Origin of the sequence: Micromonospora sp. B11E3 (assembly GCF_039871625.1) — a bacterium.
Taxonomy (GTDB): domain Bacteria; phylum Actinomycetota; class Actinomycetes; order Mycobacteriales; family Micromonosporaceae; genus Micromonospora.
Genome location: NZ_JBDPMC010000224.1, coordinates 1 through 989, shown reverse-complemented (window position 1 = coordinate 989; position 989 = coordinate 1). Strand labels below are relative to the sequence as shown.

At 65.4% G+C, this 989-nt stretch carries 1 protein-coding gene; it reads left to right on the top strand.

Going from position 1 to position 989, the window contains the following annotated elements:
• Positions 1 to 114: 114 nt before the first annotated feature.
• Entirely contained in the window at positions 115 to 969 is an 855-nt protein-coding gene (locus ABGB16_RS33780) for an IS5 family transposase (protein WP_347672109.1), read from the top strand.
• Positions 970 to 989: the final 20 nt, after the last annotated feature.

Sequence of the window (989 nt, the reverse complement as noted above, 5' to 3'; positions counted from 1 at the left end):
AGAGCGACCGGCAATAGGCACCCAGGATCCGGACAGGTAGGTACCCGGAGTAGCAAACAGGCACGGGACATCGATCATCGGAGTTCTCTACGCTCAGTGATCGACGGGAGTCCCGTGCCTGCCTTGCCATCATCGGTGCTCGAACCGATCTGGGTCCAGTTCGCCGCGCTGTGTCCTGAACAACCCGGGTTCGACCCGGAGCATCCGTTGGGCTGTCACCGGCGACAGATCCCGAACCGTGTCGTGTTCGAGCACGTCATCGCCGCTCTCGTGCACGGTTCCGGCTACGAACGCGTGGCCACCGAGCGATGCTCGGACCGCACGATCCGTCGGCGCCTATGGGTGTGGGCCGAAGCCGGCCTGGGCGAGCAGCTTCACGAACTGGCCCTGGACGCCTACGACCGCATGATCGGCCTGGACCTGACCGATGTCAGCGCCGACGGCGCGATCACGAAGGCACCGTGCGGCGGAGACCGGGCCGGCCGATCCCCGGTCGACCGCGGCAAGGGCGGCATGAAACGCTCGACCGGCGTGGACGGCTACGGCATCCCGCTCGGGATCACCGGTGCCACCGCCAATCGGCACGACTCGCCGCTGCTGCGCGACACCTTCGAAGCGTGCAGCGCCCAACTGCGCCACTACTGGCCTGAACAGGTCACCGCGCATCTGGACCGAGGCTATGACAACAACCGAACCCGTGATCTGCTCGAAGAGATCGGCTTCGACGCCGAGATCGCCCGCAAGGGCGTGCCCGCCCCGATCCAGGTAGGCAAGCGCTGGGTGGTTGAGAGAACGAATTCGTGGATGAACGGGTTCGGCAAGATCCGCCGCTGCACCGACCGCAAGGCCGAGATCATCGACTTCTATCTGTACCTGGCCGCCGCCATCGTCACCATCCGTCAGCTCATCACTCGAGCCCGAACCCTCTACCGCTGGGACGCCCGACCCACCACTCGCAGACTCAGATGACACCTATTGCCGGTCGCTCT